The sequence below is a fragment of the Streptomyces sp. NPDC049040 genome, assembly GCF_043197715.1.
GTDB lineage: Bacteria > Actinomycetota > Actinomycetes > Streptomycetales > Streptomycetaceae > Actinacidiphila.
The window spans coordinates 263,838-290,703 of sequence record NZ_JBICTO010000001.1 but is presented as its reverse complement, the minus strand read 5'-3'; the positions used below and the strand labels follow the sequence as shown (position 1 = coordinate 290,703).

At 73.6% G+C, this 26,866-nt stretch carries 23 protein-coding genes; 13 read left to right on the top strand and 10 right to left on the bottom strand.

The window, feature by feature from the left end; all coding sequences use genetic code 11:
- Positions 1-381: 381 nt before the first annotated feature.
- Entirely contained in the window at positions 382-3,924 is a 3,543-nt protein-coding gene (locus ACGFMP_RS01280) for a hypothetical protein (RefSeq protein ID WP_393669528.1), read from the bottom strand.
- 411 nt (positions 3,925-4,335) lie between these two features.
- Between ACGFMP_RS01280 and ACGFMP_RS01275 the strand changes: the two genes are divergently transcribed.
- Positions 4,336-4,494: a hypothetical protein gene (locus tag ACGFMP_RS01275; protein WP_393669527.1), complete on the top strand. Its 159-nt coding sequence runs from the start codon at positions 4,336-4,338 to the stop codon at positions 4,492-4,494.
- Between the two features lie 560 nt (positions 4,495-5,054).
- Here ACGFMP_RS01275 and ACGFMP_RS01270 read toward each other — a convergent pair.
- Positions 5,055-5,603, bottom strand: a complete 549-nt coding sequence (locus tag ACGFMP_RS01270) for a helix-turn-helix domain-containing protein (protein ID WP_393669526.1) — start codon at positions 5,601-5,603, stop codon at positions 5,055-5,057.
- A 164-nt stretch (positions 5,604-5,767) separates the two neighbouring features.
- Between ACGFMP_RS01270 and ACGFMP_RS01265 the strand changes: the two genes are divergently transcribed.
- Positions 5,768-6,052, top strand: coding sequence for a helix-turn-helix domain-containing protein (locus ACGFMP_RS01265; RefSeq protein WP_393669525.1), 285 nt, complete (start codon positions 5,768-5,770; stop codon positions 6,050-6,052).
- A gap of 43 nt (positions 6,053-6,095) precedes the next feature.
- Here ACGFMP_RS01265 and ACGFMP_RS01260 read toward each other — a convergent pair whose 3' ends face one another.
- A complete protein-coding gene (locus tag ACGFMP_RS01260; protein ID WP_393669524.1) occupies positions 6,096-7,559 on the bottom strand; it encodes an amidohydrolase family protein in 1,464 nt (487 codons plus the stop codon).
- 228 nt (positions 7,560-7,787) lie between these two features.
- Here ACGFMP_RS01260 and ACGFMP_RS01255 point away from each other — a divergent pair, with 228 nt between their 5' ends.
- The 5 genes from ACGFMP_RS01255 to ACGFMP_RS01235 all read left to right on the top strand — a co-directional run bounded on the left by ACGFMP_RS01255 (position 7,788) and on the right by ACGFMP_RS01235 (position 12,050).
- On the top strand, positions 7,788-8,597 hold the full coding sequence (locus tag ACGFMP_RS01255; RefSeq protein ID WP_393669523.1) for an IclR family transcriptional regulator C-terminal domain-containing protein: 810 nt from the start codon (positions 7,788-7,790) through the stop codon (positions 8,595-8,597).
- A 140-nt stretch (positions 8,598-8,737) separates the two neighbouring features.
- On the top strand, positions 8,738-9,955 hold the full coding sequence (locus tag ACGFMP_RS01250; protein ID WP_393669522.1) for a CaiB/BaiF CoA transferase family protein: 1,218 nt from the start codon (positions 8,738-8,740) through the stop codon (positions 9,953-9,955).
- The gene (locus ACGFMP_RS01245) at positions 9,948-10,826 is read left to right on the top strand and encodes a citryl-CoA lyase (protein ID WP_393669521.1); all 879 of its coding nucleotides are present in this window, start codon (positions 9,948-9,950) and stop codon (positions 10,824-10,826) included. Before ACGFMP_RS01250 ends, ACGFMP_RS01245 begins: the two co-directional genes overlap by 8 nt.
- Before the next feature lies 1 nt (position 10,827).
- Positions 10,828-11,691 (top strand): extradiol ring-cleavage dioxygenase, encoded by an 864-nt coding sequence (locus ACGFMP_RS01240; protein WP_393669520.1) that lies wholly within the window; start codon positions 10,828-10,830, stop codon positions 11,689-11,691.
- Positions 11,688-12,050 carry a hypothetical protein gene (locus ACGFMP_RS01235; protein WP_393669519.1) on the top strand — a complete coding sequence of 121 codons (363 nt, stop codon included), beginning with the start codon at positions 11,688-11,690 and terminating at the stop codon, positions 12,048-12,050. Before ACGFMP_RS01240 ends, ACGFMP_RS01235 begins: the two co-directional genes overlap by 4 nt.
- Positions 12,051-12,066: 16 nt before the next feature.
- On the opposite strand, the gene ACGFMP_RS01230 is transcribed toward ACGFMP_RS01235, so the two are convergent.
- The 3 genes from ACGFMP_RS01230 to ACGFMP_RS01220 form a co-directional block, all read right to left on the bottom strand.
- The gene (locus tag ACGFMP_RS01230) at positions 12,067-13,029 is read right to left on the bottom strand and encodes an STM4015 family protein (RefSeq protein ID WP_393669518.1); all 963 of its coding nucleotides are present in this window, start codon (positions 13,027-13,029) and stop codon (positions 12,067-12,069) included.
- Positions 13,030-13,167: 138 nt separating this feature from the next.
- The gene (locus tag ACGFMP_RS01225) at positions 13,168-14,697 is read right to left on the bottom strand and encodes an MFS transporter (RefSeq protein ID WP_393670285.1); all 1,530 of its coding nucleotides are present in this window, start codon (positions 14,695-14,697) and stop codon (positions 13,168-13,170) included.
- Positions 14,698-14,777: 80 nt separating this feature from the next.
- Entirely contained in the window at positions 14,778-15,461 is a 684-nt protein-coding gene (locus ACGFMP_RS01220) for a TetR/AcrR family transcriptional regulator (protein WP_393669517.1), read from the bottom strand.
- 252 nt (positions 15,462-15,713) lie between these two features.
- Between ACGFMP_RS01220 and ACGFMP_RS01215 the strand changes: the two genes are divergently transcribed.
- A complete protein-coding gene (locus tag ACGFMP_RS01215; RefSeq protein ID WP_393669516.1) occupies positions 15,714-16,040 on the top strand; it encodes a hypothetical protein in 327 nt (108 codons plus the stop codon).
- Positions 16,041-16,049: 9 nt separating this feature from the next.
- Here ACGFMP_RS01215 and ACGFMP_RS01210 read toward each other — a convergent pair whose 3' ends face one another.
- Complete coding sequence (locus tag ACGFMP_RS01210; protein WP_393669515.1) at positions 16,050-16,685, bottom strand: GNAT family N-acetyltransferase; 636 nt, start codon at positions 16,683-16,685, stop codon at positions 16,050-16,052.
- 63 nt (positions 16,686-16,748) lie between these two features.
- Positions 16,749-18,134, bottom strand: coding sequence for an MFS transporter (locus ACGFMP_RS01205; RefSeq protein ID WP_393669514.1), 1,386 nt, complete (start codon positions 18,132-18,134; stop codon positions 16,749-16,751).
- A 308-nt stretch (positions 18,135-18,442) separates the two neighbouring features.
- On the opposite strand from ACGFMP_RS01205, the gene ACGFMP_RS01200 reads away from it, so the two are divergent.
- Complete coding sequence (locus ACGFMP_RS01200) at positions 18,443-19,099, top strand: TetR/AcrR family transcriptional regulator (protein WP_393669513.1); 657 nt, start codon at positions 18,443-18,445, stop codon at positions 19,097-19,099.
- Positions 19,100-19,173: 74 nt separating this feature from the next.
- Here the strand turns inward: ACGFMP_RS01200 and ACGFMP_RS01195 are convergent, their stop codons facing one another.
- On the bottom strand, positions 19,174-20,031 hold the full coding sequence (locus tag ACGFMP_RS01195; RefSeq protein WP_393669512.1) for a haloalkane dehalogenase: 858 nt from the start codon (positions 20,029-20,031) through the stop codon (positions 19,174-19,176).
- A gap of 99 nt (positions 20,032-20,130) precedes the next feature.
- Between ACGFMP_RS01195 and ACGFMP_RS01190 the strand changes: the two genes are divergently transcribed.
- From ACGFMP_RS01190 to ACGFMP_RS01180, 3 genes are all read left to right on the top strand, one after another.
- Complete coding sequence (locus ACGFMP_RS01190) at positions 20,131-20,586, top strand: MarR family winged helix-turn-helix transcriptional regulator (RefSeq protein WP_393669511.1); 456 nt, start codon at positions 20,131-20,133, stop codon at positions 20,584-20,586.
- Between the two features lie 106 nt (positions 20,587-20,692).
- Entirely contained in the window at positions 20,693-21,439 is a 747-nt protein-coding gene (locus ACGFMP_RS01185; RefSeq protein ID WP_393669510.1) for a hypothetical protein, read from the top strand.
- A 183-nt stretch (positions 21,440-21,622) separates the two neighbouring features.
- Positions 21,623-25,255: a choice-of-anchor D domain-containing protein gene (locus ACGFMP_RS01180; RefSeq protein WP_393669509.1), complete on the top strand. Its 3,633-nt coding sequence runs from the start codon at positions 21,623-21,625 to the stop codon at positions 25,253-25,255.
- 68 nt (positions 25,256-25,323) lie between these two features.
- Here ACGFMP_RS01180 and ACGFMP_RS01175 read toward each other — a convergent pair whose 3' ends face one another.
- Positions 25,324-26,103, bottom strand: a complete 780-nt coding sequence (locus tag ACGFMP_RS01175; RefSeq protein WP_393669508.1) for an oxidoreductase — start codon at positions 26,101-26,103, stop codon at positions 25,324-25,326.
- A 193-nt stretch (positions 26,104-26,296) separates the two neighbouring features.
- Here ACGFMP_RS01175 and ACGFMP_RS01170 point away from each other — a divergent pair, with 193 nt between their 5' ends.
- Complete coding sequence (locus ACGFMP_RS01170; protein ID WP_393669507.1) at positions 26,297-26,857, top strand: TetR/AcrR family transcriptional regulator; 561 nt, start codon at positions 26,297-26,299, stop codon at positions 26,855-26,857.
- Positions 26,858-26,866: the final 9 nt, after the last annotated feature.

Here is a 26,866-nt window from a genome sequence, read left to right as displayed (position 1 = left end):
CGGCGGTTCAGCCACCCGCGAAGACCCGGGGGCACCCCCTGAGGGGCGCGGCCCGCACGGCGGTTCAGCCACCCCCGAAGGCCCGGGGGCACCCCCTGAGGGGCGCGAGGAACTGCGCGCCCGGCCCCGGCGGCGGATCAGTCGCTCTCCAAGGCCCGGGGGCACCCCCTGAGGGGCGCGGCCCGCGCGGCGGTTCAGCCACCCCCGAAGGCGAGGGGGCACCCCCTGAGGGGCGCGGGGAACTACGCGCCCGGCCCCGACGGCGGATCAGTCGCCCTCCAAGGCCAGGGGGCACCCCCTGAGGCGCCCAGCCCGCGCGGCGGATCGGTCGCCCGCGAGGGCCGGGGGCCACCCCCTGAGTCGCCCGGCCCCGACAGCGGATCAGTCGCCCTCCAGGGCCAGGGGGCACCCCCCGAGTCGCCCAAGCCCGCGCGGCGGATCAGTCGCCCTCCAAGGCCAGGGGCCACCCCCCGAGGCGCCCCCAAAAAAGACCCATTCGGGCGCCGTGGCCACGGCAACGGCGGCCTCCCGTACGTCCGGCTGCGGGTGCCCGCGCAAGCCCCGCAGCCGCCGGCGGGTGTCGGCGGGCCACCCGGCCCGCACCCCCACCGCGTGGGTGAGGGCGACGGCGAGGAGCCCTCCCGCGTGATCGCCGGCGGCAGCCAACCGCTCGGACGCGGCGAGCAGGACGGGCGGATGGCCCGGCCGCCCGGCGGCCGTGAGCCGCTGCCGCACCACTTCGGCGGTACGCACGGCGAGTGCGGGCCGGCCGTCGTGCAGGGCGGCGAGGCGGTCGAGCGCGGGGAGCAGCACCTCCGCGTCCGCGTCGAGATCGAGCGCGTCGACGGACAGCCGGACGCCCTGGACCACGAAGTCCCCTGCCCCGCAGAGGTATTCGGCGGCCAGCAGCGCCGCGCCCTTGGCCCCGGTGGCACCGGGCCGCGCCGCGGCGGCCGACAGCCGGGTGACGAGGTGCCCGAGCCGGCGCCGCGCGGGGCGGTCCCGTTCGGCCGCCGCGTCCAGCTCCCGTGCCGCACTCGACCCGTCCGCGGCGACGAGCAGGCGCAGCGCGTCGAGCAGGGTGTCGGCGCCGCCCGGGGTGGCGGTGAGTGCCACCAGCCCCTGTGCGGCTGCCGGCCAGGACGTGCGGTTGTCGAGGTCGACGGTTTTGGCGCGGAGCAGCCGCGCGGCACCGGGGTGCCATGGCGACCAGCCGGCGAGCAGGGCGAGCGCGGCGTCGGCGGTCTCCGTGTCGTCGCCGTCGGCGATCCGCAGCACCAACTCGGCGTACCGGCCGCGTTCTTCCTCGGCGACGGCGTACGGCCGGGTGCGCAGGACCGCGGTCCTGGTGACGGGCGGACCTTCGGCGGCCCGTTCCAGGAGTTGCCACGCGGCCGGCGAGCGCGACAGCTCGACGGCCATGGCCACGCAGGCGGCCTGGACGTCGGGGTGCTGCCCGGGAAGGCCGTACGCCTCGGCGATGACGGCGACCGCTTCCCGGGCGGGCAGCAGCGCGCCGGCCAGCCGTACCAGTTCCTTGCGGCTGGTGACCTTGGCCGCGGGCGCGGCGCCCGCCCCGGGTGCGGCGTCCGCGGGCGGCAGCAGCGCGCCGCGCAGGGCGGCGCTCAGCCGGGACGGCGGGGTGCGGGACGCGGCGCGGGTGGCCGCGTAGAGGGCGACCCTGGCCCGGTCGTCGCCGGCGTGGGCGAGGAGCAGCGGGAGCGCGTCGGCCGGCCGGTCGGTCCAGACGAGCGCGCCGAGGGCCGCCTCGGCGAGCACCGTGTCGGGGGAGTCGGTCCAGCGGCGGACGATGCCGGCGCCGAGTTCGGGTATGGCGGCCGCCGCCCTGATGTGCCATGCCCTGGTGTGCTTGCCTTCGGACGCGTCGCCCGCCGCTCTTGCCAGCAGCCGTGCGGCGTCGGCCTGCTGGCGGGGCAGCCAGCTGCCGGCCGCGTCGACCGGCGGCAGCCAGCGCGCGCCCTGGACCAGGAAGCGTCCGTAGGGCGGCGTGGCCGACAGCACGGTGTCCAGCAGGTCGGTGCGGCGGCGGGTCACGACGGCCAGGACCGGTGCCAGCACGACGGCGGACGGCTCCAGTGCGATGACCCGTTCGGCCCGCTCGTCCCGGGTGGCGGGGTCGTCGAGCCACAGGCCGACGGCTCGGCTCACGGTGGCGTTGTCGCCGAACTGCACGGCCTGCCAGAGGAGTTCCTGCAGTTCGGGCATGTGCCGGGCGCGCCGTCCGAAAGCCCTGGCCAGCGCGAAGGTGAGCGAGTGGTCGACCTTGTCCGCACCGGCTTCGAGCCATGGCCGCAGCGCCTCGAAGACCTGGAATTCCTGTCCCCGCCGCAAGGTGGTGTCGAGCCGGCCGAGCCAGGCGCCGGCGGTGTTCCCGTACAGCCGGGTGATCGTGGCCAACGACCATTCGATCAGCGGGGGTTCACCGCCGGTCGCGTGCTCCCGCAGGACCGCGAGCGCCAGGGTGGAGAGCGCCTGCCGAGTCTGCCCCGAGCAGTCGCGTGCCTCGCTCGCGTCGGTCGCGATGCGGCCGAGCGGTCCCGCGTCGTCGCCCCGGAAGAGCCGGGGCGGCACGCAGGCGAGGGCGGCCAGTGCGGGCGCCCTGACCGGGTCCTGCTCGTTGCGCAGCCGCAGCAGGTCGTCGAGCAGCCGCGCGACGGCCGCGGCGTCACCGGACCTGGCGGCGTTCCTGACCAGCAGGGGGTAGGCCACCGCCCGGTCGTCCGCAGCGGGGCGGCGGGTCGCGGCGATCAGCCGCTCGCGTGCCTCGTCGGGCGGCAGGTGGGCGACGGCGGCCAGCACCACGCCCCAGGGCGCGCCCCTGTCCGCGGCCTGCGCCGCCATCCGCCGCGCCTCGGCTCTGGCGCGGTGGCGCGGCAGGGCTTCGAGTATCGCGTCGCCGAGGTCGGTGCGGCTGAGGTCGCTCCCCGCGGTGGCGGTGTCGTGGAAGGCCTCCCTGCGGGCCGGGGGGAGTGCGCGGAGCAGCCGGGTGAGGGATCCGGGCAGGTGGCCCCAGGCGCGGCCCAGGTCGGTGAACTCCGGTGTCCCGAGCCGGGCGAGCCGGCTCAGCGCGGTGCGCGAGACCAGCGGTACGGGGTTGTCCGCTGCCCGTTCGGGCGCGGTGAGCAGCCGGATGGTCCGTGCGGGCTCGGCTTTCAGCAGCCGGCCCAGGATGCGCTTGACCGCGGGGGGCAGGGTGGCGGGGCAGTGGGCTTCGAGCAGGTCGAGCACCCGCTGCGGGCGGGCGTCGGCGAGGTCGGTGAAGACGTCGGCGTTGACCTCCCACCAGCCGGTGCGGATCTGCGCGGGCAGGTCGGCGAGCTGCCGGGCGATCTCGTCGAGCAGGGCGTCCGGGTGCCGGCGTGCGAGTGCCCGCCGCCGGTCGACGGAGCGGTGGAGGCCGGGGAGCAGCAGCCGCACGGTGTCGGGCCCGCAGCCCGGCAGCAGCCGTGCGGCCTCGACGTCTCCCCACCGCTCCCTGACCGCGGGCAGCAGCCGTTCCGCCAGTGCGGTGCGCCGCCCGGCGACGACGGCGCCGGTGATCTGCCGTCGTACGACCGCGGGCGCGTCGTCCATCGCCCGCTCCAGTGCGGTGTCGCCGATCGGCAGCCGGAGCGACGCCTTGAGCGCGTGGCCGCGCACTGCCGCGTCGGGGTCGGCGAGCCGGTCTTCGAGGAAGCCGGTGTCCCCTGCGACGGCGGCCGCGACGACGGCGAGCCTGCGTCCGTACGCGCCCCGCGTGTCCAACTCATCGAGCATCGGCCGCAGTTCGCCCGCCCCGCGGCGGTCCCGCACCCATGAGGCGAGGGCGCGCATCCGTGCGGGGTAGGAGAGCGGGTCGAGTTCGGCGAGGAGGCTGTCGACCGCGGTGTTCGGGGCGTGCGGGTCGTGCGTTTCGATGGACACGCCGGTCATTGTGCTGCCGCCGGGCGGTGGGGCCGCAGCGGTTTTCGCGAAGACCGCGTTCCCGGGACGGGGGCGAGGATCACCCGAAGGAGTGTCTTCGGTATATGCCAGGAGAAACCTGCCTGGTCGGCAGCACCCCGTGCCATCCCGGTCCGGTGCCGTGGCGATGGTCCTTGCAGGCGGCGGGGGTCGGATCCGCCGCACCCTGAACAGCCGTGGCACGTCGTGCCGTTGTGTGTCGGCAGGGGCGCACGCGCTACGCGTTGTTACGCACGACTCGCTCTCCGGCACCGCTACGATGGCTCGCAACTGCCCGACTCCGCACCGGATATCGCACCAGCACGACGTGGACCCCCCGGGGGCCCACGGAGAGCGTGGTATCCGCCCCGCGAAGAGAAGGGAGTTCCCTCCATGCCCGATCACCAACTGGGCGATGGGGGTCGCAAGAAGCGTGAGTGGTGGGCACCGGCCGAACGGCGTATCGGTGCGAGCGGCCGGTTTCTCATGGCGGTGGCGAGGTTCTTCAAGGACCTCATCGACATCGCCGGGTTCATCGACCGCCACCTGTGACGGTGTGGCCCCCACCGGGGTCGCCCGGTAGGGGCCACATCTTGCGACCGGAAGCGCTTCGCCCTGTCTCAGGCTGCAACCAAGGGGACGGGCGGGGCGCTTCCTTGCGTTCGATCGCGGTCTTCCGCCGGCCCTTCCGTCCACAGGACCCACGGTTGTGATCTACGTCACGTCACGAGGGGTTCGTCCCCATAGTGCCCTTTCCGTCACGCGATGCGCCACACGCTCTCGGCGGATCGGCGTTGGGCAGGGGCCGTACGCAGGGCCATCACCGCAGGCCGCGCAGGGGAGTTGTGACGGAGGTCACAGCGACGAGGTGCCATGAAGTCACCCGTCCGGGGTCACCCGGACGACCGAACTCCGTTGGCACGCCCCCAGGTCGAGGCCAACGGTGCTTCATCATGCCAGTCTGCCGGGCTCGCTTCCAGGCCGCTTCGGACAAAGGCGTCCCGGGCCGACCTGCGAAATCGCCCCAGGGGGTGACATTTCACGGCCTCGGCGGCAATTGCGGATGCACGTGCAGCGGGTGTTCGGCGGGCGGGTGACCTGCCGGGACCCGCTCAGTCCCGGTCGGTGTCCTCGTCGGGGCCGGCCGGCCGGGAGGAGCCGGGCGCATCCGGCTGCCCGGTGATGCCCGGGGCGTCCGCCGGAGCGGCGACGTACGCGGTGACGCGGCCCGCGAGCACGTCGTACTCGGCGGGGCTCAGCCCGACGCGTGCCTGCCGCAGCACGGCCGCCACCAGGGGCCACCGCTCGTCCACCCGGCTCCGGCCCGCCTGGTCGATCCCCGCGGCGTCAGTGCCGCCGGCCTCGCCCGCCGCCCGGCCCGCCTCGGCGTCCCGCAGGGCGTCCGCCGCGTCGCCGCGACCTGCCGCCTCCAGCTGCTCGGCGCTGACGCCGACGGCGCGGGCCATCCGCGCCAGCGTCTCGTCGGGGCTGCGGACCGGCACCCTGGTGCGGCTGACCAGCTGGAAGCCGGAGACCAGCTGGCGCCATCTGGCCTCGCTCAGCCCGGCCCGCCTGGCGGCCTCCCGCTGGGAGAGCCGTGCGGCCAGTTGGGCCCGCTTGATCAGTAGTCCCTCGGGTGGCGCGTCCGGGCCCTCAGTCATGTGCCGAGCTTCGCACAACTACGCATCCAGCGTCCACTCCGCGGCCCGGCTTCGCCCATCCCACCCCCGGCGACCTGCCCGGATGGGTGCCCGTGGCCATCCGGGGATGCGTAGCAGGTGCGTACTACCTTGCTTTACGCGGTACTACGCGCTACTTTCTCCCCATGGCATCCCGCACCCGCACCCGGCCCAGCCGGCTCCACCAGGAGCCGGAGGCGGTCACCTGGGCACGGGAGAAGGCGGGCCTGACCAAGCGGGCGCTCGCCGACCTGGTCGGCATCTCCGAGCAGCTGATGGGCGAGATCGAGTCCGGCTGGCGCAGCGCGACCCCGGCGAACCTGGCCAAGATCGCGGCCGCCCTGAACTGCCCGCTCGTCGTCCTCGAACGCAAGCGGCAGGCCGGCGCGGCCCCCGCACCGACCGACCGGGAGCCGACCGCCACCGACTGAGGCGGCCGCGGCCCGGACCCCGGCCGGGCCGCGCGCCGCGGGTTCACCCGCCGTGGGTGCCGCCGCTGCGGTAGTCGGTGTAGGTGTACGGGTTGTCGAGGATCTTCGTCGCTGGGACATCCGGGTTCATGCCGCGCTGCCAGGCGTCCTCGCCGAGTTCCGCGCGCAGGTGGTCGACGGTGGCCTCGACCGTACGGCGGACGGCCGTGAGGTCGGTGTCGAGCAGACGGCCGTCGCGCTTCACGACGCGGCCGTCGACCAGGACGGTGTGGACGTCGGCGCGCTGGGCCTGGAAGGCGACATGGCCGTGCGGGTTGAGCACGGGGAAGGACACCGGCGAGTGGTCGTTCTTGATCAGCACCAGGTCGGCCTTCTTGCCGACCTCCACGCTGCCGAGGTCGGACTCGCGGCCGAGCGCACGGGCGCCGCCCCTGGTGGCCCACTCGACGACCTGGTCGGCGCGCAGCGCCGCGTGCGTGACGGTCTCGCCGAGGGCGTGCGCCTCCAGGTGCTCGCGGGAGCGGTCGGCGCCCAGCGTGGCGCGCATCGCGGAGAACAGGTCGCCGCTCCACCACACCGAGGTGTCCATCGACAGCGAGACCGGTATGCCGTAGGAGCGCAGCGCCCAGCTGGGCGGGTAGCCCTGGCCCGCGCTCTGCTCGCTCTCGGTGGACACCGACACCGAGCCGCCGGTGGCGGCGATGCGGTGGTAGGAGTCGGCGGACAGCGAGGCGCCGTGCACGTAGACGGTCTCCGGCGTCATGAAGCCGTTCTCGTGCATCAGCCGGATGCCGTCGTCGCCGGTGGCGCCCCAGACGCCGGCGTGGGTGGTGACGGGCAGGCCGAGTTCGCGGGCGACCTCGAAGGCGGGCTTCTCGGGGAAGGCCGGATCGCCGGTGACGTCGAAGGCGAGCTGGAAGTCGAGCATGCCGTCGCCGGTGGCGCGGCGCCGGAGGAAGTCGCGGAATTCGGCGGTGCCTGTCCACTCGGCGGGCGCGGCCTGGATGTTGCCGTAGGCGAGCACGAAGCGGCCCGGCACCGAGGTGAGCGCGTCGGCGGCGGCGTCGGCGTGCTCGGTGGTGCGCAGGCCGTGCGACCAGTCGACGGTGGTGGTCACACCGGCGTCGAGCGCTTCGAGGGCGCCGAGCAGGTTGCCCGCGTGGATGTCCTGCGGGCGGAAGACCTTGCCCCACTCCAGGTAGTACCAGACGAAGTACTGGGTGAGCGTCCAGTCGGCCCCGTAGCCGCGCATCGCGGTCTGCCACAGGTGGCGGTGGGTGTCGATCATGCCGGGCATCACGATGCCGCCGGCCGCGTCGATCTCCAGGGTGCCGTCGGGCACGGCGAGGCCCGGGCCGATGGCGGCGATGCGGTCGCCGACGACCAGGACGTCGTGCCCGGTGCGGACCTGCCGGGTGGCGTCGACGGTCAGGACGGTGCCGCCCCGCAGCACGACCGGACGGCCCGCGGTGCCGCCGGTTCCGCCGCCGGTGGTGGGCTGGCTCATCGCCTCACGCTCCTTCGGGTACGCGTACACTTGTCCGCTCTACGGACAAGGCGTCGGTCCGGTCACCTTCGCTCAGCCGCAACCCGGTGTCAATGGACGGCGGAGCCGGTCCTGCGGCGGCCCCGCGTCGTGGTCGTCCGCCTTGCGGACAGCGGGCGGCTACGCTTCGGATGAGCCCGGTCCGCTGACGCCCGCGGAAGGCCGGGGCAGCCCCGAGGAGGCCGTGTCATGCCGCGTACCGGAACCGGTCCCGACTTCATCGAGGCGCTGGCGCGCGGCCTGGAGGTGATCGCCGCCTTCCGCCCCGGCCGCCCCGCCATGTCGCTGGCCGAGGTGGCCGCCGCGACCGGGCTGGCCCGCCCGACCGCCCGCCGCATCCTGCTCACGCTGGAGGAGCTGGGATACGTGCGGGCCGCGGAGCGCGGCTACTCGCTGACCCCGAGGGTGCTCGAACTCGGCGTCGCCTACGTGCGGTCGATGGGCCTGTGGGACGTGGCGAGGCCCCATCTGGAACGGCTGGTGGAGCGCACCGGCGAGTCCTGCTCGATCGCCCAGCTCGACGGCTCCGACATCGTCTACGTGGCCAGGGTCTCCGTGCCGAAGATCGTCTCGCTCGCGGTGCAGGTCGGAACCCGCTTCCCCGCGCTGGCCACCTCGCTCGGCAAGGTGCAGCTCGCCGCGCTGCCGCCGGACGAGCTCGACGCGGCGCTGGCCGAGCCGACCAGGTCGGGCCTCACCGCCCGCTGGCAGCCCGACGCGGCCGAGCGCGACGCCGAGCTGCGCGATGTGCGGGCGCGCGGCTGGGCGCTGACCGACGAGCAGCTGACACTGGGCATCCGGTCGGTCGCCGCACCGCTGCGGGACGGCTCGGGCCGCGTGATCGCCGGGGTCAACGTCAACTGCCATGCCGCCGAGACGACGGTCGACCACCTGATCGGGCACCACCTGCCGCTGCTGCTGCAAGCGGCCGGTGACATCAGCGCCGATTTCGCACGGGTCCAGGACGTGCCGCACATCGACGCGCGGGCGGTGTCGTGACGCGGGGCGGCGGCCCGGCCGGCTCGGGTCGGCCGGGCGCCCGCGCCGGTGCGCGAACGCCTTGACCAGCGGCGCCCAAGCAGCGCAGACTCAGTTAGCGGACATTGGTCCGCTGTACGGACAGCTGGGAGGCAAGGCGCATGGTGGACGACCCAGGGCCCGGTTCCGCGGCCGAGCAGCCGGCGCCCGTGCCCGGCGCGGCGGCAGGCCCGCTCGCCGGCATCCTGGTCGCGGACTTCTCCCGGGTCCTGGCCGGTCCCTACGCCACGATGCTGCTCGCCGACATGGGCGCCGACGTCATCAAGGTCGAAGGGCCGCAGGGCGACGAGACCCGCGGCTGGCGGCCCCCGGTCAGGGGCGAGGTGTCCACCTACTACCTCGGCGTCAACCGCGGGAAGCGCTCGGTCGCCCTCGACCTGCACGACCCCGCCGACGCCGCCGCGGCCCGCGAACTGGCCCGCCGCGCCGACGTGGTCATCGAGAACTTCAAGCCGGGCGGCCTGGCGAAGTACGGCCTCGACTACGAGGCGGTCGCCGCCGCGAACCCCGGCGCCGTCTACGCCTCCATCAGCGGCTTCGGCACCGGCCCCGGGCGGCACGTGCCCGGCTACGACCTGATGGTGCAGGCCATCTCCGGGCTGATGAGCCTGACCGGGGACCCCGAAGGGCCGCCCTTCCGCGCCGGGATCTCGGTCTTCGACGTGATGGCGGGCAACCACGCGGTGATCGGCATCCTCGCCGCGCTGCGCCACCGCGACGCGACCGGCCGGGGCCAGCACGTCGAGGTCAACCTGCTGTCGTCGGCGCTCACCGGCCTGGTCAACCACAGCTCGGCGTACGCGGCAGGCGGCGTCGTCCCCTTCCGCATGGGCAACGCGCACCCCAGCGTCTTCCCCTACGAGCCGCTGCCGACCGCCGACAGCGACCTGATCGTGGCGGCGGCCAACGACGGGCAGTTCCGCAGGCTCTGCGAGGTGCTCGGGCTGCCGGACGTGCCCGCCGACCCGCGCTTCGCGCACAACGCCGACCGCACCGCCCACCGCGAGGAGTTGCGGCCGCTGCTGGTCGAACGGCTCGCCACCCGGGGTGCGGTGGAGTGGTTCGAGGCGCTCACCGCGGTCGGCGTGCCCTGCGGGCCGATCAACACGATCGACGGCGGCTTCGCCATGGCCGAGCGCTTCGGCCTCGACCCGGTCGTCGAGGTCGGCGAGGGCGACCGGGCGGTGCCCACCACCCGCAACCCGATCCGCTTCTCGGCCACCCCGGTCGGCTACCGGCTGCCGCCGCCCGAACTGGACGAGCACGGGGCCGAGGTGCGCGCATGGCTGACCGACCGGAAGGCGAACGACAGTGACTGACCAGCCCGTTCCCCCCGAGCAGCCGATTCCCCCGGCGCCGCCCGGCTACGACACCGCGCTCGGCGCCGCCTCGCTGCACAGCATCACCCTGCTCGGCCACGACCTCGCCGAGGACGTGATGGGCGAGGTCGGCTTCGGCGAGCTGGCCTTCTGGCTGGCCACCCAGCGCCGTCCGAGCCGCGGCCAGACCCGGGTCTTCGAGGCGGTGCTCGCGGCGCTTGCCGACCACGGCTACACCCCGACCGCCATCGTCACCCGGCTGACGTACCTGTCGGCGCCGGACTCCGTGCAGGGCGCGCTGGCCGCAGGGCTGCTCGGCGGCGGCTCCCGCTTCCTGGGCGTCACCGAGGACAGCGGGCAGTTCCTGCACGGGGTGCTGGCCGCGGTGGAAGGGCCGCTGCCCACCGACGAGGCCGGCTGGGACGGGCTCGCCCTGCGGACGGTCGCGGCGCGGCGGGAGGCCGGCCTCTTCGTCCCCGGCCTCGGCCACCACGTCCATAAGGAGGGCGACCCGCGCACCCCGCGGCTGTTCCGGATCGCCGAGGAGGAGGGCGTCGCCGGCCCGCACCTGGCCCTGTTCGCCGCGATCGGCCGGGTCCACCCGCAGGTGCTGGGCAAGACGCTGCCGCTCAACGGCGCGGGAGTGTGCGGCGCCGCCCTCGCCGACCTCGGGCTGCCGCTGGAACTGCTGCGCGGCTTCGCGCTGCTGGCCCGCACCGCCGGCCTCATCGGCCAGCTCGCCGAGGAGCTGCGGCACCCGGTCGCCCGGGACATCCACCTGTCGGTCGACCTCAACAACCGCCCGGTGCCGCCCGACCCGTACATCCCGCCACCGCTGACGTCCGAGGCGTCCGACACCGAGGAGGGTTGAGATGGCCGAGCTGGTCGCGGTGATCGCATCCACCCACCATCCGTTCTACTACCGTGCCAGCACCGCCACAGGGGCCGAGCGGCCGCCGTTCGCGGACGAGTGGGTGCGCAAGATCGAGGCGTTCAGGGCGACGCTCACCAAGGCCCGCCCCGACGTGCTGGTGATGGTCGGCTCCGACCACTTCCACCAGCTGTGGCTGGACAACATGCCGCAGTTCCTGGTCGGCAAGGCGCCCTTCTACGACGCCAACTTCCACAACGAGGAGCGGGAGTTCGGGCTGCCGAAGATGCTGCTCAAGGGCCACGAGGAGCTGTCGGCCCATGTGCTGCGCGCGGGCCTCGACGCCGGTTTCGACCTGGCCTTCTCCAACGAGCTGCGGATCGACCACTCGATCACCTGCCCGATCATCACCCTGCGGCCCGAGGCGGACCTGCCGATCGTGCCCGTCTACACCAACATCTTCGCGCCGCCGCTGCCGCAGCCCAAGCGCTTCGTCCAACTGGGCGCCGCCCTGCGGGAGATCATCGAGTCCTGGCCGTCGGACCAGCGGGTCGCGGTGATCGGCACCGGACACCTGTCCCTGGAGCTCGGCGGGCCACGGCAGTTCGGGCCGCACGGACCCGACCCGGACTTCGACCGGAAGGCGGTCGGCTGGATCGCGGGCGGCGACATCGAGGAGTGCCTGGCCGAGGTCAGCCTCGACAGCCTGCACGCGCCGGGCAACGCCACCCACGGCTTCATGGACTTCATGCTGATGATGGGCGTCGCGGGCGAGGGCAGGAAGGCGGACTACGTCGACACCCTCGACCTCTTCCACACCATGGAGGCCTACTTCACCTGGTACCCGAACGGAGAGCCGGCGTGAGCAAGTACCTGCTGAACAAGTTCCTCTACACCGTCGACCGCGACCCGGCCCTGGTCGAGCGCTACCGGGAGGACCCGGTCGCCACCGTCGCGGAGTGGGAGGCCGAGCACGGGCCCCGGCTGCTGAACTGCGTCACCGCCGAGGCCACCACCTGGCTCGCCTTCGACGACACCGAACGCGCCGCGCTCGCCGCCCACGACTACCCGAAGCTCTTCGAGCTGGGCGCCCACCCCTTCCTGACCCTGACCCTCTTCATCGCGATGTTCGAGCGCGACCACGCGGAACCGCTGGCCTTCCAGCGGGAGTACGCCGAGCGGCTTGCCCATGTGACGCTGCCCTACCCCGACATCGCCACCTGAGGCCGCCCGGCGCCGGTCACTCGTCCACCGCGGTGTAGCGGTGGAGCTCGTCGCCCTCCACGCACTCCCGCATGCGCTCGTCGAGGTCGACCTCGACGCCGGACGGCTCCAGCGCCTCCCGTATCCGCCGGGAGGCGTCCTCGCCGATGAAGTGGTGGTGCAGGTCGAGCCAGGACAGGTGGGTCAGCGGCTGCCCGGCCAGCAGCGCCTCGGCGCCCTCGTCGCCGAGGGTGCCGAGGGACAGGTCGAGCGAGGCGAGCCGGGCGACGACCGGTGCGGTGGCCAGCGCCGCGGCTATGCCGTCCTGGATCGCGCTGTTGCGCAGGCCCAGGTGCCGCAGGGCGGGGAGGCGCTCGCCGGTGAGGAGGGGGTCGAGGTCGGCGACGGTCGCGTCGCCGCCGAACTCGTCCACGCCGAGCCACAGCTCCAGGTATTCGAGCGCCGGAAGGTCGCTTGCGCCGATCGCGCGCACCACGTCCGCGGGCAGCCCGCCCGCCTCGACGGCCAGCGTCCGCAGGAATTCGTGCCGCACCGGGCCGAGGGCCAGGTCGGTGCCGCCCCTCGCGCCCAGCTCGCGCAGGCCCGGATAGGCGGTGAGCAGCGGGGTGAGGTCGCTCTGCGCGATCCAGGAGATCGCCGCCTCGTCGTCCACGATGTCGCCGACGAAGACCGCGAGCAGCCCGGTCAGCAGCCCGTTGGCCTCGGCCAGCAGCCGTACGGCCTCGCCCGAGTCCTCCTCGGAGACCTCGCCCCACTCGCCGACGACCAGCGCCCGCACCCCCGCGGGATCCACGGTGGCCAGGAAGCGCTGCCACAGCTTCCCGTACGGCTCCGCGGCTCCGCCGTCCTCGTACGGGTCGACGCTCAGCCGCCAGGCCACCGCCCCCGGTTCCGGCAGCTCACCGACCTCGTCCCCGGCGGCGGGGAACGCGAAGACGGGCAGGCCGTGCAGTTCGTCCAAGTGCTCTACGGCGGGCATGTCGTTGATCTCCTGACGCGGACGGCTCGATAGCAGGCTTTTCTACCAACGCCCGCTGACAACGGGCCCGCCGGGTGCGCGACGAGGCCCCACCCCGGGTGGGGTGGGGCCTCGTTCTGCCCGCGGATGCGGTGACGGTCAGTGCAGGACCACCGGCACCGATTCCTGGGCGGACTCGGACCCGGACCGGGAGTCGTCCTCGCTGGAGGCGACCTTGGTGATGCCGGGCCGGCCGGCGTTGATCAGGGTCAGGGCGATCAGCGCGGCGACCGCCTCGATGCCGACGGCCCACCAGATCGCGTGGGTGTAGCCGTGCACCAGGCTCTGTGCCTGGAGCGCCTTCGCACCGCCGGCGCCGACCGCGTGGGCGGCCAGGTAGGTGGTGGTCGCGGACGCGGCGATGGTGTTCAGCAGCGCCGTGCCGATCGCACCGCCCACCTGCTGGGAGGTGTTGACCATCGCGGAGGCGACACCCGCGTCACGCGGCTGCACCCCGGTGGTGGCCAGCGACATCGCCGGCATGAAGGCCGTGCCCATGCCCAGGCCCAGCAGCACCAGGCCCGGCAGGATCACGCCCGGGTAGGAGGAGCCGACACCGATCCGGGTCAGCAGCAGCATCGCGACCGCGGCAACCGCGAATCCGGGCGCCATCAGCGCACGGGCGGGCAGCCGGTTGACCAGCCGGGCGCCGATCTGCGTGGAGCCGGTGACGAAGCCGAGCACCATGGGCAGGAAGGCGAAGCCGGTCTTGATCGCGGAGTAGCCCTGGACGACCTGGAGGTAGTAGGTCATGAACAGGAACACGCCGAACATGCCGATGATGGCCAGGCCGAGCGAGAGGTACGCGCCACCGCGGTTGCGGTCGGTGACCACCCGCAGCGGCAGCAGCGGGGTGCGGACCTTGGACTCGACGACCGCGAAGCTCACGAGCAGCACCACGGCCGCGACGAACAGACCGATGGTGGACACGGACGACCAGCCGGCCGTCTCGGCGCGGGTGAAGCCGTAGACCAGCGAGACCAGGCCGAGCGTGGACAGCACCACACCGGGGATGTCCAGCGGGGAGCGGTTGCGGCCGCCTTCCGGCTCACGGATCACGAAGTACGCGCCCAGGGCGGCGACCACCGCGAAGGGGATGTTGGCGAAGAAGGTCCAGCGCCAGTTGAGGTATTCGGTCAGCACACCGCCGAGCAGCAGCCCGACCGCGCCGCCGCCGCCGGCGATGGCGCCGAAGATGCCGAAGGCCTTCGCACGCTCCTTGACGTCGGTGAAGGTCGTGGCCAGCAGCGAGAGGGCCGCAGGGGCCAGCAGCGCGCCGAAGGCGCCCTGCGCGGCACGGGAGCTGAGCAGCATCGCCTCGTTGCCCGCGAATCCGCCGATGGCGGAGGCGAGGGCGAAGCCGGTCAGGCCGGTGACGAAGGCGCGCTTCCTGCCCCACTTGTCGGCGATGCGGCCGCCGAAGAGCAGCAGCCCGCCGAAGGCCAGGGCGTAGGCGGTGATGACCCACTGCCGGTTGGCGTCGGAAATGCCGAGGTCGTGCTGTGCGCTCGGCAGCGCGATGTTCACGATGGTCGCGTCGAGTACGACCATCAGCTGGGCGATGGAGATGAAGACCAGGGCTTTCCAGCGCCGCGGATCGGGGAGCGCTGTTCGAGCGGTGGCGGACATCGTTTGAGACATGGAGGTATCCACTTCGGTACGCGTGCTCGTCAATGAAGGAGTTCAGGGGCCGGGCCGGAGCCCGTGCCTTATGGGGTGCGCGTCGTCGCGTCGCCCGCTTCGTGGTTCGGATAAGGGGTCTTCAGGCCGTCGAGGAAGAGCTGCAGGTGGCGGTGCAGCTCACTGCCGGAGCAGTCGATCCCAGGCAGCGGGCGGGTGAGGCGCGAGATGGCGACCATCAGGTCGTTGAGGGTCACGTCGGGCCGCAGCCTGCCGTCCTTGCGCGCCCTTTCCATCAGGTCTTCGAGTTCGGCTTCGAGGCGGGCGATCTGCGCGCCCAGCTCCGCGGACCTGCTGTCGTCGCCGTTGACGAGCAGCCCGCACAGGGCGCCGATGTTGTCGTCGACGGCGCTGTGCGCGAAGCGGCCGAGCGCGGCACACGGGTCGTCGCCTGCGGCGGCCGCCGCGTTCTCCACTGCCGCGCGGTCCGCGGTGCGGGTCACGACGGACAGCAGGACGGCGTGCGCCAGCGCCTGCCGGTCGGCGAAGTGTCGGTAGAGGGTGGCATTGCCGATGCCGGCGCGGCGGGCGATCTCGTCGAGCGGGGCGTCGGGCCCGTACTCCACGAAGACGTCGCGGGCCGCCGCGACGATCCGCTCCCGGTTGCGCAGGGCGTCCGCACGGGTCCTGTGCACCCGGACCGCGGCAGGTGCCACGGCGGCGGCGTCCGCCGTCACGTCGACGTCCACGTTCACGTCAGCGACAGTGGTCACAGTGCTCACTCCTCTCGACGGCCGGCACGGTAACCGGGGATCGCGTCCCCGGTTTTTCATTCACGTGCATGTAACGGGGAGGGAGTCCCCGGATATTTCGACCGTCCGATGTGACCTGAGTCACATGGGGGATTCGCGTCCGCCCGCCCGCGGAAAACCGGGTGTGCCCCCGGTGGCCGCTGGCTACGGTGAAGCCGGCTCATGGGCCGGCGGCCCGGGGGTGGACGGGGTCGGACGGGGGAGGGCAAGGGCATGGCACTGGTGAAGAAGGGCTCACGCCTGATCACCGTCGGCGGCGCCGTCTACCGCTGGCGGCTGCGCGGGCGCCCGACCTACGACCAGGGGCTCGCGGCATGGCCCATGACCTACGCGGTCGAGCAGGCCGAGGCGCCGGGCACCACCCTGGTGGTCACGACGGACCAGCCGCACACCGCCAACTGGTTCCAGCGCCAGGCCGCGCCCGTCCTGCCCTCGGACGTCGCCGCCGCGATCCGGGACGCGCTGGCCCGCGGCTGGACCCCGGGCGCGCCGGGCCGGCCCTTCCTGCTCGACCTCTCGGCGGGCTTCGACGCGGGGTGACGCGGCGGCTCAGGCCCGCCGGTGCAGCGACTCCGCGCCGACGGGCCGGTAGCCGGCGGCCTGGAAGGCGCGGACGCTGCGGGCATTGCCCGCGGCCTGCTGCGCCCAGACCGGGCCCGGCACCAGATGCCGGGCGGCGGTCGCCAGCGCCCGCCCCACGCCCCGGTGGCGCGCACCCTCCTCGACCTCGACGGCTGCCTCCCAGCGCCCGGCGACCCCGCGCCCGAGCACCAGCACCCCGCCGTCGGCCGCCCACACCCGTACCCCGTCGCGCCGGGCCAGCGCGCGTACCACCCGCGGATGGCCGGGGTCCTCGATCTCCCGCAGGGCCAGCGGCGGCTTCCCGCCGAGCGGCGCCGCCACCGTCAGCAGGTCGATGGTGTCCGTGCACCGCCGCGACCGGTCGAGCAGCCTCGCCAGGAAGCGCGGGTTCATCGCGGCCGCCAGCGGGTCGCAGTCCGCCGCGGCCAGCTCCGCCAGCACCCACGCCGGGTCCTCGTCGGTGAAGACCACCGCGTGCGCGGTGAAGGCGATCACCCCCGCGTCCCGCTCCCCCGGCTGGGGCACCACCGTGGCCCCGCCGTCGGCCGGCGGGAAGACCCCGCCTGCCGCTGCCTCCAGGATTCCTGCCAACGTCCGCCCCATGGGGCCGAATCGTATGCGGTCGCCAGCGCGGGCCGCCCACGGCGCCCGACGGCCGCGGGCCACTCACTCCAGGCCCAGCTCCTCCTCGCCGCGGAAGTGCCTGGGGAGGGCGGGGACCGAGGCCGCGGCCAGTGCGAGCAGGGCGAGGACGGCGGCAGCGGCCCAGGTGAAGGCGGGCAGGTGGCCGTGGGTCGCCGCGCGGTGGAGGTAGAGGGTGCCGACCGACGTCACGCCGAGGGTGGCGCCGAGCTGTTCCACGGACTCCAGGACGCCGGAGGCCGAGCCCGCGTGGGCGGGGGCGACGTGCTGGAGGGTGATGGCGAACAGCGGGCCCATCAGCATGCCGAGGCCGCTGCCGGCGACCAGCAGGGCGGGGAGCAGCTGCCAGATGTGCGTACGGTCGCCGTAGTGGTGCAGCACCCAGGCCGTACCCGCCGTGCCTGCGGCCAGCGTCGCGCAGCCGAGCGTGACGACATGGCGGCCCAGCCGGGGGACCAGGGGTTCCGCCAGGGCGGCGACACCCAGCACCATGCCCGCGATCATCGGCAGCGTCGTCAGCGCGGCGGTCAGCGCGCTCAGGCCGAGGCCGGCTTGCAGGGTCAGCGTGGTGGACATCATCAGGCCGGCCATCACCGCCTCCACCAGCAGGCTCACCAGCAGCCCCGAGCGGAAGGACCGGTGCCGGAAGAGGCCGGTGTCGACCAGGGTCGCGCCCGGCCTGCTGCCGCGGGCGTGCTGGTCGCGGACGAAGAGGGCCAGTACGGGCACCGACGCGGCCAGGGACAGCGCGCACCACGGCGGCCAGTGCAGGGCGGGGCCCTGCACCAGCGGCAGTACGAGCAGGCCGAGGCCCACGACGGCCAGGACGGTGCCGCGCAGGTCGAGCCCTACCCGCTGGGGCGAGCCGCCGGGAGGCAGCAGAGCCGCACCCGCGGCGAGGGCGGCGAGGCAGAGCGGGACATTGATCAGGAAGATCGGCATCCAGTCCGCGCCGGGCAGGTCGGCCCGGAGCAGGGCGCCCCCGACGATCGGTCCGAAGGCGGCCGCGAGGCCGGCGAGCGCGCCGAAAAGGCCCATCACCCGGGCGCGCTCGCCGGGGGCGTACATCAGCTGGAGCAGCGACGTGGCCTGCGGCACCATCAGCGCGGCGGCGGCGCCCTGCACCGCCCGCGCGCCGATCAGCACCCGTGCGTCGGGGGCGAGCGCGCAGGTCACCGAGGCGGCGAGGAAGCCGGCGGTGCCGAGCAGGAAGGCCCGCCGGTAGCCGATGATGTCGCCGAGGCGGCCGCCGGCGATCAGCAGCACCGCGAAGGGCAGCGTGTAGCCGGCGACCAGCCACTGCACCCCGGAGCCGCCCAGCGAGAAGCCGGCCTGGAGTGAGGGCAGGGCGACGTTGACGGCCGAGGTGTCGACCAGGTCCATCGCCACGGCCAGCATGACGACGGTCACGGCGACGGTCCGGCCGCGTGTCGGCCCTGGTGCCGGGGGCGCGGAGGAGGGTCCGGGTGCCGGGGGCGGCTGGGACGGTGGCGTGGACCGGGGACCGGAGGCGGGCCGGGACCCGGGAGCGGGATCTGCGGGATCGGGCGCGGGATCGGCGGGTACGGCGACAGTCGGCATGGGCCCTCCTGGTGGCACAGCACGGCATGGCAGCACGGCAGCACGGCAGAACACTCCGACAAGACTGAACCGTCTAGTATCGGCCCAGCAAAATTAGACGGAACAGTTCAGTCTTGGCAAGGCGGTACGATGCCGCCATGCCCGCCACCCCGGCCGACGCGGCCGCCGCCCCCCGCCCCCGCCGCTCCGAGGCCAAGCGGGAGGCGATCCTGCGCGCCGCGCTGGCCGTCTTCCTGCGGGAGGGCTTCGCGGGCGCGAGCGTGGACACCGTCGCGGCCACGGCGGGCGTCGGCAAGCAGACGGTCTATGCGCACTTCGGCGACAAGGAGAAGCTCTTCCTGGCCGCGGCCCAGGCGGCGGGCGGCCTGCTGGGGGACACCCCCGACGCCTGGCGGAGCCCGCTGCCCGCCACCGGCGACCCCCGCGCCGACCTGACCGCCGCCGGTGTGCGCATCCTGCGCGCGGTCCTCGCCCCGGACGCCGCGGCCCTGCACCGGATGACCATCGCCGAGCTGTCCCGGCACCCCGAACTCCAGCGCCTCTGGCGCGAGTCCGCTCCCCGCGGGACCCTCGACGACCTGGCCGCCTACCTCGCGGACCGCGACCGCGCGGGCGAGCTCACCGTTCCCGACCCGGCCCTCGCGGCCAGGCAGTTCGCCCTGCTGCTGGCCACCGAGGGCCGCGTTCGCACCCTGCACGGCACCCAGTCGCTGCCGGAGGCCGACTACACGCGCATCGCGGCCGAGACCACCGACCTGATCCTGCGCGCGCACCGCGCCGACGACAGGCCCTAGCCAGGGCGGGTCCGCGAAGTGGCCCCGTCCGCCCGCAGGGGCGGGACTTCGCGGACCCGTCCCGGCGGGCGGGCTCAGCGCAGCGCGTGGGCGTCGGCCCATGCGGAGACGGCCGCCGCGATCTCGGCCGGGCGGTCCTCCGCGGCGTGGTGTCCGGCCTCGCCGCAGGGCACCGTGGTGAGGGCGGAGATGTTGGCCGCGCACCAGGCGGCCATCGGGGCGGTGATGCCCAGGGTGGGGGAGCCGGTGAAGGTGAGCAGGAGTTTGGGCACGCGGGGGGACTGCGCCAGCCAGGTCCCGTAGCCGGCGACGCGGGCGACGACCTCGGCGGGTTCGCCGTCGATGGGGATCTGGCGGGCCCAGGCCAGCAGCGGGCGGCGGCTCTCCACGGTGGGGTAGGGGGCGAGGTACTCGGCGAGTTCTGCCTCGGGCAGCGGGGTGCGGACGCCGCCGGTGTAGGCGGTGCGGACCAGTGGGTTGTCACCGCCGATCATCTCCTCGCCGCGGCCGGGGGTGCGCAGCAGCCGGCTGCGCTCGCGGGCCTGCGGGGTGAGGTCGTCGCCGGCCAGCGGCCTGACGAAGGTCTCGAAGAAGGCGATCCCCGCGACCCGCTCCGGGTGCCGCGCGGCCCAGTCGAAGGCCAGCACGCCGCCCCAGTCGTGGCCGACCAGGACGACCCGGTCCAGGCCGAGCGCGTCGAACCAGGCGTCCAGGTAGCGGGCGTGGTCGGCGAGTGAGTAGGCGATGTCGGGCTTTCCCGATCGGCCCATGCCGATCAGGTCGGGGGCGAGGACGCGTACCGCGCCGAGTCCCGGGGCGACGTTGCGCCAGGTCCTCGAGGTGCCGGGATTGCCGTGCAGCAGCACGAAGGGCGTGCCGGTGCCGGTGTCCTCGTAGTGGAGTGCCGAGTCGAGTACGTCGATCGTGGGCATGGGAGTCCTCGCAGACCATGATGTTAGTGTCGTTAACGTTTATCGCACTAACGAACGTACATCGTTAGGGCCACTAACGCAACGGAATAGGATCCGGCCATGAACGACTCGTCCCGCCCCACCCCCGAGCGGCTGCGCACCCTGCCGAGCCGGCTGCTCGCCATCGCGGCCTCGCAGGGCGACCGGCTGGTCGGCGAGGGCCTGTCGGCGGTCGGCGCGCGCAAGTGGCACTACGCGGTGCTCACCTCACTCCAGGAGTACGGCCCGGCCAGCCAGGCGGAGTTGAGCCGGCGCGCCGGCATCTACCGCAGCGACATGGTCGCGGTGCTCAACGAACTCGCCGACGGCGGCCACGTCGAGCGCACCCCCGACCGCGACGACCGGCGGCGCAACGTCATCACCATCACCGCCCGGGGCCGCCGCCGGGTGGACACCCTCGACGGCCTGATCGACACCATCCAGGGCGAGTTGCTGGCCCCGCTCGACGCGGCCGAGCGGGCGGAACTCGTCCGCTTGCTGACCGTCCTCGTCGCCCACCACGGCGACGGCATGTGACGCGCAGGCAGGGCGTGTGCGCGGTCGGTACGGCGTACGGTCGTGCCTACGCCGCAGGTTCCGCTTCCGCGTCCGAGCGGCGCCGACGCCATCGCGAGGAGCGGCCGTGATATCGGAGCCGGAATTGACGGGAGGTCCCGACGCGGGCGGGGCCGAGGTGATCAGCGACGCCGACCGCAAGCCGCGGTGGGGCGGGATGCGGCGCCCGTGGGTGTGGGGGGTCGGCGGGGTGGTGCTGGCCTCCGCGGTGTGGGCGGGCGGGGTACGGGCCTGGGCCGCGCACCACGACGGGCCGCCCGACCTGCACGGTTACCTGCTCGGCGACAGCCCGTGCGCGGGCACCACGCTGGAGCCGCTGACCCGGGCGCTGCGGGCGGTCGACGTCGCCGCGGTGTCGCCCGCGGCGGCCCGGCTCGGGCCCGCGCTCGACCAGATCCGCTGCACCCTGTCGGTGAACGCACCCGACGGCGAGGGCGGCATGGGCTATTTCCAGATCTTCGTGACCATCGACCTGCACAAGCGGACGGACCCGAGGGCGGAGTTCGAGGACCAGGCCAGGGTCGACAGCGCGGACCTGACCCCGGTGAAGTCGGTGCGCCGGGTCGCGGGGCTCGGCGACGAGGCGTTCGCCCAGACGCTGAGCCGGCAGAGCGAGGAGCTGAAGGTGCTGCACGGCGGCGCCGTCTTCACCCTCACGCTCACCGGTTACAGCGGCGACCACGTCTCAGAGGACACGCTCGGCGCGCTGCACGGCGGCCCCCGGCAGGTCGCCTCGGACGTCGGACGTTTCGAGTCCGAGCTGGTCGACGCGATGCGGAATGTCATGAAAGGACAGCAGAAGACCCGGCGTTGACCCTTTCCGGCGGAAATCGTCTCCCCGCCGATGAACGCAGAATCTTGCGCAAGAAAGTTACTTTCTCGCAATGATGAGCGTGGATATTGCGGACCCGTGTCCGCGACATTACGGTGCCCCTTGCGTTGACCGCTCCACCCCCACCGGTGCAGATCCGGCATTCTGTGTCGAAAGGAGCACGTGATGTTCCACACTCCCCCCTTCTCCCGAGGTCGCAGAAGCCCACAGCCACCCGGTGGTTCGGGCCGCCGCAGCGGCCTGAGACGAGCGGTCGCCGTCGTCGGCAGCACCGCCCTGCTGACCACCGGCGGAGTGCTCGCCCTGAGCGCGGCCCCCGCCTACGCCGCCGCCACCGGCGGCAGCGGCGCGAGCCTGCCCTACGTCGAGGTGCAGGCCGAGAACTCCGCCACCAACGGCAGCCAGATCGGCCCCAGTTGGCTCGCGGGCCAGCTCGCGGACGAGGCGTCCTACCGCAAGGCGGTGACGCTGTCGGGCAGCGGCAAGTTCGTCACCTTCACCACCCCGGTGGCGACCAACTCGATCGACTTCCGCTACAGCATCCCCGACGGCTCAGGCGGCTCGGTCTACACCGCCCCGCTGTCCTTCGCCATCAACGGCACCGCGCAGCCCGACTTCACCCTGACCAACGCCTACAGCTGGTACTACGGCAGCTACCCGTTCACCAACCAGCCGGGCAGCAACCCGCACCACTTCTACGACGAGGCGCACCGGCTGCTGCCGCAGACGTATCCGGCCGGCACCACCTTCACCCTCCAGACGAGCGGCGGCAGTGCCGCCACCACCATCGACTTCGCCGACTTCGAGCAGGTCGGCGCGGCACTTCCGCAGCCGGCCGGCTCGGTGTCGGTCACCAGCAAGGGCGCCGACGCCAGCGGCGCGGCCGACTCCACGGCAGCCTTCAACGCGGCGATCAGCGCGGCGGGTTCCGGCGGCACCGTGTGGATACCGCCGGGCACGTACAAGATCCCCCGGCACATCACGGTCAACAACGTCACCGTCACCGGTGCGGGCATGTGGTATTCGACGGTGACCGGCGCGGCGCCCGGCTTCTACGGCCTCGGCGAGCCGGACAGCTGCGGGGTCGGCGGCAACCGCGGGGTCAGCAGCAACGTCCACCTGTCGAACTTCGCGATCTTCGGCCAGGTCGGCGAGCGCAACGACTGCGACCAGGTCAACGGCATCGGCGGCGCGATGTCCAACTCCTCGGTCTCCGGCCTGTGGATCGACCACATGAAGGTCGGCGCCTGGATGGACGGGCCGATGGACAAGCTCACCCTGAGCGGGCTGCGCATCCGGGACACCACGGCCGACGGCGTCAACTTCCACGGCGGGGTGACCAACTCGACGGTCACCAACAGCGAGATCCGCAACACCGGTGACGACGGCATCGCGACCTGGGCGGACGCCGCACTGGGCGCCGACGCCAACGACACCATCTCGAACAACACCGTCGAGACGCAGATCCTGGCCAACGCCATTGCGATCTACGGCGGCCACGACAACACCGTCAGCGGAAACCTGGTGATGGACACCGGCCTCGCCCAGGGCGGCGGCATCCACGTCGGCCAGCGCTTCACCTCCACGCCGGTCGGCACCACCAACATCACCGGCAACACGCTGATCCGGGCCGGCAGCCTCGACCCGAACTGGCAGTTCGGCGTCGGCGCGCTGTGGTTCGACGGCAGCCAGGGCGCCATCACCGGCCCGATCAACGTCAGCAACGCGCTGATCGAGCAGAGCCCCTACGAAGCCGTGCAGTGGGTCGAGGGCACCGTCAGCGGGGTCAACCTCAACAACGTGACGATCGCCGGCACCGGCACCTTCGCACTCCAGGAGCAGACCGGCGGCGCGGCGAAGTTCACCAACGTCACGGCCACCGGGGTCGGCGCCTCGACGCCCGTCTACAGCTGCGAGGGCGGCAACTTCGCCGTCACCGACGGCGGCGGCAACTCCGGCATCACCGGCACGCCCTTCTGCGGCGGCTTCCCCGCCCCGGTCTTCCCGCCCTACCCGGCCAGCGGCGTCACGGCCACCCCCGGCGCGCTCAACTTCGGCTCCGTCGCGACCGGTTCCAGCAGCTCCGCGCAGACCGTGACGGTCTCCAACCCGACCGGTTCCGCCGCCGCGGTCTCCGCGCTGTCCGCCTCGGGCGACTTCACGCAGACCAACACCTGCGGCTCCTCGGTGCCGGCGAACGGCTCCTGCACCGTCAGCGTCATCTTCCGGCCGACCGTCGCGGGGGAGCGCTCCGGCACCCTCACCGTCACCGCGGGCGGCAACACCAGCACGGTCACCCTGACCGGCACCGGCACCGCGCCCGGCCCGGTGCTCAACGCCAACCCGGGCGGCCTGTCGTTCGGCGGCACGGTCGTCGGCTCGACCGCCGCCCCGCAGACGGTGACCGTCACCAACTCCGGCACCACCGCGGCGACCGTCTCGAACGTCGCGGCCACCGGTGACTTCACCCAGACCAACAACTGCTCCTCGCTCGCGGTCGGCGCGTCCTGCGCGGTGACCGTGACCTTCAAGCCGACCGCGGGCGGCACCCGCAACGGGACGCTGACGCTGACCAGCAACGCCAACAACAGCCCGACCGCGGTCGCGCTGAGCGGCGCAGGCATCGACAGCAGCACCGACATCGCAGCCGGCCGCCCGGCCACCGCGAGCTCCACCAACGGCACCTTCGTGCCCGGCAACGTCACCGACGCGGACGCCTCGACGTACTGGGAGAGCGCCAACGGCGCCTTCCCGCAGTGGGTCCAGGTCGACCTCGGCCAGAACTACAGCGTCGGCAAGGTCACGTTGAAGCTCCCGCCGTCCACGGCGTGGGCGGCCCGCACGCAGACGCTGTCCGTCGAGGGCTCCACCAACGGCACCTCCTTCAGCACCCTGTCGCCCTCCGCGGCACGGACCTTCGACCCGAACAACGGCAACAACACGGTGAACATCACCTTCACCGCGGCCACCGCCCGCTACGTGCGGATCAACGTCAGCGCCAACTCGGGCTGGAGCGCGGCCCAGCTGTCCGCCCTCCAGGTCTTCCCCGGCGGCGGCACCACCCCGACCTCCGCGACGCTGTCGGTCTCCCCGTCCTCCGTCACCTTCGCCACCCAGGCGCCCGGCACCACCAGCGCCGCCCAGAACGTGACGGTGACCAACACCGGTACCGCCGCAGCGTCGATCAGCTCGGTCACCGCGTCGGGCGACTTCACGCAGACCAACACCTGCGGCAGCTCGCTCGCGGCGGGCGCCGGCTGCACCGTCGCGGTGAAGTTCGCCCCGACCGCGTCCGGCACCCGCACCGGCACCCTGACGATCAACAGCAACGCCGGCAACAGCCCGACCACCGTGGCGCTGACCGGCACCGGCACCGGCACGGTCAGCACCAACCTGGCGGCCGGCCGGCCCACCAGCGAGTCCAGCCACACCGATGTCTACCCGTCGTCGAACCTGACCGACGGCAACCAGTCCAGCTACTGGGAGAGCGCCAACAACGCCTTCCCGCAGTGGGCGCAGGTCGACCTCGGCTCGGCCCAGAGCGTGAGCAAGGTCGTCCTCCAGCTGCCGGCCGGCTGGGGCTCGCGCAACGAGACGCTGTCGATCGCGGGCAGCACCGACGGCAGCACCCTGACCACCCTCAAGTCGTCCGCGTCCTACGCCTTCACCCCGGGCGCGAACAACACCGTCACGATCACCTTCCCCGCGTCCACCCAGCGCTACGTCCGGGTGACGATCACCTCCAACGACGGCTGGCCCGCGGGCCAGCTCTCCGAGGTCCAGGTGTGGAACTCCTGACGCGGGCCCGATGAACGCCGGTGCCGCCGGGTGCACGAGCACCCGGCGGCACCGTGCACGGGCGCGCGTCAGGAGGTCGGGATCAGGCCGCCGTCGATCCTGAAGTCGCTGCCCGTGATGTTCCCCGCCCGGTCACCGGCCAGGAAGAGCACCAGGTCGGCGACCTCCGCCGGGCGGCTGAAGCGGCCGCTCGGAATCGAGCCCGAGGTCTCCGCGATCACGTCCTTCGCGCTGCCCCCCGAGGCGGCCGACACCGTCGCGGCCACCCCCTTGTCACCCAGCCACAGGTCGGTCTCCACCGGCCCCGGGCTCACCGTGTTCACCCGCACGCCCTTCGCCGCGACCTCCTTGGACAGCGCCTTGGAGAAGGCGAGCAGCGCCGCCTTGCCCGCGCTGTAGTCGATCACCGCGGGGTCGGGCAGCGTGGAGTTCACCGACGCGATCGTCACCACGGAGCCGCGCCCTGCCTCCAGCATCACCGGCAGCGCCGCCCGCGTGACCCGCACCGCGGCAAGCAGGTTCAGGTCGACCGTGCGCGCCCAGTCCTCGTCGGTGACAGAAAGGAAGCCGCCGGTGCGCACCGGCGCCGCGCCCACGTTGTTGACCAGGACGTCGATCCTCCCGCCCGCCGCGTCCACGAGACGGCCCGCGGCCGCCGGCTCGGCCAGATCCACCCCCACCCACTCCACGGCGCCGCTCGCCACCAGCGCGTCGAGCGCGTCCGAGGTCCGCCGGGACCCCGCGACCACCCGGGCCCCCGCGGCGGCGAGCGCCTCCACCACGGCGAGCCCGATCCCCTTGCTCGCCCCGGTCACCACGGCGGTCCTGCCTTGCAACTCACCAGTCATCGCGCGTCCACTCCTCGGTGTGCGGTGTCCTACGGATACTGCCGCAGTCCTGGCGGCCGCGCCGGGCGACCGGCCGTTGCGGTCACCCGGCGCGGCGGATGCGGAGGGCGCGGGTCCGTGTGATCGAGACAGATCGGCGTACCCGATCCACCGTGTCATGGTGGGCCCGCGGCCCGGCCCCTACACTGCGCACGTGCCGAAACTGTGGAACGAGACGATCGAGGCGCACCGCGGCGCGGTCAGGGACGCGACGCTGGACACCACGGCCGCACTGGTCGCGGAACGCGGGCTGACCGGCGTGACCATGTCGCAGATCGCCGAGCGCACCGGGATCGGCAGGGCCACGCTCTACAAGTACTTCCCGGACATCGAGTCGATCCTGCTCGCCTGGCACGAACGCCAGGTCGGCGCGCACCTCGCGCGGCTCACCGCCACCGCCGGCGACGGGGCGGGGCGGCTCGCCGCGGTCCTCGACGCGTACGCGCTGATCCAGCACGAGCACCCGGTGCACGAACTCGCCGCCGTCCTGCACCGCGGCGACGGCGCCGCCCACGCCGAGCGGCACCTCACGGACTTCGTCGCCGGGCTGATCGCCGAGGGCGCCGCCGCCGGACGGCTCCGCGACGACATCCCGCCCGCTGAACTCGCCCGCTACTGCCTCGGCGCCGCCACCGCCGCCCGCGGCCTGCCCTCCAGAGCCGCCGTAGGGCGCCTGGTCCAGGTCACCCTGGCCGGCCTGCGACCCGCCGCCTGAATCCGAGGA